Annotated in this window: 3 protein-coding genes and 1 pseudogene; 3 read left to right on the top strand and 1 reads right to left on the bottom strand. The window is 66.9% G+C overall.

Annotated elements, in window-relative coordinates:
• From ACLF3G_RS29255 to ACLF3G_RS29245, 3 genes and pseudogenes are all read left to right on the top strand, one after another.
• A pseudogene (locus ACLF3G_RS29255) lies at positions 1 to 224 on the top strand (hypothetical protein); the annotation flags it as partial.
• Between the two features lie 71 nt (positions 225 to 295).
• The gene (locus ACLF3G_RS29250; RefSeq protein WP_430672900.1) at positions 296 to 871 is read left to right on the top strand and encodes a type 1 glutamine amidotransferase domain-containing protein; all 576 of its coding nucleotides are present in this window, start codon (positions 296 to 298) and stop codon (positions 869 to 871) included.
• Between the two features lie 72 nt (positions 872 to 943).
• Entirely contained in the window at positions 944 to 3,493 is a 2,550-nt protein-coding gene (locus ACLF3G_RS29245) for an excinuclease ABC subunit A (protein ID WP_430672899.1), read from the top strand.
• Positions 3,494 to 3,625: 132 nt separating this feature from the next.
• On the opposite strand, the gene ACLF3G_RS29240 is transcribed toward ACLF3G_RS29245, so the two are convergent.
• Entirely contained in the window at positions 3,626 to 4,120 is a 495-nt protein-coding gene (locus ACLF3G_RS29240) for a hypothetical protein (RefSeq protein WP_430672898.1), read from the bottom strand.
• Between the last annotated feature and the right edge of the window lie 108 nt (positions 4,121 to 4,228).

Genomic DNA, 4,228 nt, shown 5'->3' with positions numbered 1-4,228 from the left:
AACCAGATACGACGACCTGGTACGCCGTTCGCTTCGGCGATCGCGACTTCGCGATCTTCGATACCTTCCCGAGCGACGAGGGGCGCCTCGCCCATCTTGCCGGCAAGGTAGGAAGCGCCCTGATCGCGCGGACGCCCGAGCTGCTCGAGGGCGACCCGAAGATCGAGCACGCCCAAGTGCTGGCGTACAAGTTGCCGGGTGCCAGCGGTCAGGTGCGCGAGTGACGTCGCGCATACGCAATCTTGGAAGCCGCCTGCGACATCGGCAGGGGCGCCGTTGAAAGGGAGACGATCACATGGCTACGGAGGCGCTGAACGGGCTGGCCGTCGCAATCCTGGTCACTGACGGCTTCGAACAGGTCGAGATGATTGGACCGCGCAAGGCGCTTGACGCGGCGGGCGCCAAGACCCTGCTCGTGTCACCCAAGCAGGACCAGGTGAAGGCTTGGGACTTCACGAATTGGGGCGACACGTTCCCGGTGGATCTGCGCCTTGACCGCGCCCGGCCCGCCGAGTTCGACGCACTGCTGCTTCCGGGCGGCGTCATCAATCCCGACACGCTCCGGACGCTCCCTGAGGCGGTCGCCTTCGTGAAGGCCTTCTTCGACGCCGGCAAGCCTGTGGCATCGATCTGCCACGGGCCCTGGACCATCATCGAGGCCGGCGCCGCCCGCGGCCGGCGCCTCACCTCCTGGCCATCGCTGAAGACCGACCTCCGGAATGCCGGAGCGACGTGGGTCGATGAGCAGGCCGTCGTCGATCGCGGCCTGATCACGAGCCGCCAGCCCGACGACATTCCCGCCTTCAATCTGGCGGTCATCAAGGTTTTTGCGGGTGCGCTCGTGTCGTCGCGGCAGGCAGCGACCAAGTGAGACCCGGAGCCGCACCGGCTTCCGAGGTTGCAGGCTCCTGAAGCCTGCCTGTCCAGGAGCCACGAGCTTCGTATGCGAGACATCAAGGCTTCCGGCTTCGTCCGCGTGCGCGGGGCGCGCGAGCACAATCTGAAGAACGTCGATGTCGACATACCGCGCGATGCCCTCGTGGTGTTCACCGGTGTATCGGGATCGGGCAAGTCGTCGCTCGCTTTCTCCACCCTCTATGCCGAAGCCCAGCGCCGCTATCTGGAGTCGGTCTCGCCCTATGCGCGCCGCCTGTTTCACCAGATGAAAGTGCCCGAGGTGGACGCGATCGAGGGCCTGCCGCCGGCGGTGGCGCTACAGCAGCAGCGCGGATCGCCCACGACCCGCTCATCGGTCGGCAGCGTCACCACCCTCTCCAACCTGCTGCGGATGCTCTATTCGCGCGCCGGCGACTATCCGCCGGGTCAGGCCCATCTCGATGCCGAAGCCTTTTCGTCCAACACGCCTGAGGGTGCCTGCCCGCACTGCCACGGCCTCGGCCGGATCCACGAGGTCACCGAGGCCTCAATGGTGCCCGATCCCTCGAAAACGATCCGCGAGCGCGCGGTCGCCGCCTGGCCGACGGCATGGGGCGGCCAAAATCTGCGCGACATCCTGATCAGCCTTGGCATCGACGTCGACACGCCGTGGCGGGACCTGCCGAAGAAGATACGCGATTGGATATTGTTCACTGACGAGCAGCCCCAGGTCCCGGTCTATCCCGGGTTCAGCCATGCCGAGATCCAGCGCGCGACCCGCCGCAAGATCGAGCCGGCCTATATGGGCACCTTTTCGAGCGCGAAGCGGCACGTCACCCGCAGCTACGCGACCACCCAAAGCGCTTTGATGAAGAAACGCGCCGCGCGCTTCATGATCGCCCGGCCCTGCCCGGTCTGCCACGGCAAGAGGCTGCGCCGGGAGGCTCTGTCGGTCCGTTTCGAAGGGCTCGATGTCGCCGAGATGAGCGGTCTGCCCATGGCCCGCCTATCGAAGATCTTCGCGCCCTATGCCGATGCGAAAGCCGACAAGATCGGGGCGATGCGCGGGCCCGATCCGGAGAAGGCCCTGGTGGTTGAGCGTATTGCCGGCGACGCGTGCCGCCGGCTGTCCGTGCTGCTCGACCTCGGCCTCGGCTATCTGACGCTGGAACGCAGCACGCCCACCCTGTCGCCGGGCGAGCTGCAGCGGCTGCGGCTTGCCACACAGGTCGCCTCCAACCTGTTCGGCGTGGTTTATGTGATGGACGAGCCGTCCGCCGGTCTCCATCCCGCCGATACCGAGGCGCTGCTCCGTGCGCTCGACGGACTGAAGGCGGTCGGCAACTCGCTGTTCATCGTCGAACATGAGATGGATATCGTCCGTCGCGCCGATTGGATCGTTGATGTCGGCCCCGCCGCCGGCGAGCAGGGCGGCGAGATTCTCTATAGCGGCCCGATCGACGGCCTGCGCAAGGTCGCCGCATCGGAGACAAGGCGCCATCTGTTCGACGAGGGCGACGGGATGCCGAGCCGGCATCGCGAGCCCGGCGGCTGGCTGCGGCTGGAGGAGGTCTCGCGCAACAATCTGAAGCAGGTCGATTGCGCGATCCCGCTCGGCGTGATGACCACGGTCACCGGAATTTCTGGCTCTGGGAAGTCGAGCCTGGTCAGCCAAGCGTTGGTCGAGCTGGTCGCCGACGCGCTCGGCACAACGGTCGCGGCCCAGGAGGAGCCGGAGGCCAACGCCGCGCTCGAGGACACGCCCGCCGGCGCGACCGAGGGCCGAATCCTCGGCGGTCTCGATGGAGTCCGACGGCTGATCGAAGTCGATCAGAAGCCGATCGGCCGCACCCCACGCTCCAATCTCGCCACCTATACCGGCCTGTTCGACCATGTCCGTGCGCTGTTCGCGGCGACGCCCGAAGCCAGGAGGCGCCGCTACGATGCGGGCCGCTTCTCGTTCAACGTCGCCCAGGGCCGCTGCCCGCGCTGCGAGGGGGAGGGGTTCGTCATGGTCGAACTGCTTTTCCTGCCGAGCGTCTATGCGCCGTGCCCCACCTGCCACGGCACCCGCTACAATCCCGACACGCTCGCGATCCGCTACCGCGGCAAGACCATCGCCGATGTCCTCGCGCTCACTGTCGAGGACGCCTCGGCGTTCTTCGGCGATACGCCCCATATTGGCCGGTCGCTATCGGTGCTTCGTGAGGTCGGGCTCAACTATCTCCGCCTTGGACAGCCCGCCACCGAGTTCTCGGGCGGCGAGGCACAACGGGTGAAGCTCGCCACGGAATTGCAGCGCGCCCAGCGCGGCGGCGCGCTCTATGTGCTCGACGAGCCGACCACCGGCCTGCACCCGACCGACGTCGAGCGACTACTCGGCCAGCTTCACGCCCTCGTGGATGCCGGCAACACCGTCATCCTGGTCGATCACGACATGAAGGTGGCGGCCGCAAGCGATTGGGTGATTGACGTTGGCCCCGGCGCCGGCGACGAGGGCGGGCGCATCGTCGCGAGCGGCCCGCCGGCGAAGGTCGCCGCTTGCCCGGCGAGCCGCACCGCCCCCTACCTTGGTCGCGCACTGGACCGCAGCCAAACATCTTGCCGCGGTGGCTGAGTCGCTGAGCGCCGTGACGAGAAAGCGAGCCAGTGAAAGGTCAGCGTCGGATCGGACAGGGCAGTTGGGCGGATGCGTTGCTGCCGCCGCGTCGCCGAGGCGGCTCCGGCGGCGGTCCCGCGGCGACCTACCTCAGTGCCGTCTGCTCCTCACTGCCCAGCTTTCTTCGACGATGGACTTGTAGAACAACGCAAGACCCTGGATCGCGCCGAGGTAGTCCACCTGCCTGGACGCGAAGCTGTGGGCCATCTGCAGGAGCTCCGGGTTGTTGTCCTCCAGATCCTCGATGATCCGCATCGTGAAGGCCTCGGTGCCGTCCCGGTCGATTTCGTCGATCACGATGTCGCAGGTCTCGTGCGTCACGCAGGGCAGCGGGCTCACGTCGGGTTTCCCGACCGCCGGTACCGAAGGCGCGATGAGTAGCCGATAGAACATGGCGAAGCCGAGCATGATCCGCGGTTGGTCGTCCAGGCTGGTGGCACAGCTGCGCGCGATGCTGAGCAGTTGCGGATTGTGGCGCCTCAGATCCTCGACAACCTCGGCAAGGCACGCGTCGGGGCCCCTTTCGTCGAACTCCCTGGCGATGCGTTCGCGCGTCGTTACGCTGATGGGCGAGAGGAAGGTCACGCAGACACTCCTGATCGTCAATTTCGGGCGGCGCTAGCATGCCGGCACCGGAACTAGGCGCAGGTAGCCGGCATCAGACCCGTTCCCCCACGGTAGCAGGCAGCGAGG

This window comes from Falsiroseomonas sp. HC035 (genome assembly GCF_050563525.1).
Classification (GTDB): Bacteria; Pseudomonadota; Alphaproteobacteria; order Acetobacterales; family Acetobacteraceae; genus Falsiroseomonas.
This window is presented reverse-complemented; position numbering and strand designations above follow the sequence as displayed.

Coding starts and splice junctions, on each gene's coding strand:
- ACLF3G_RS29250 (WP_430672900.1), top strand. CDS start 296: ATGGCTACGGAGGCGCTGAACGGGCTGGCCGTCGCAATCCTGGTCACT.
- ACLF3G_RS29245 (WP_430672899.1), top strand. CDS start 944: ATGCGAGACATCAAGGCTTCCGGCTTCGTCCGCGTGCGCGGGGCGCGC.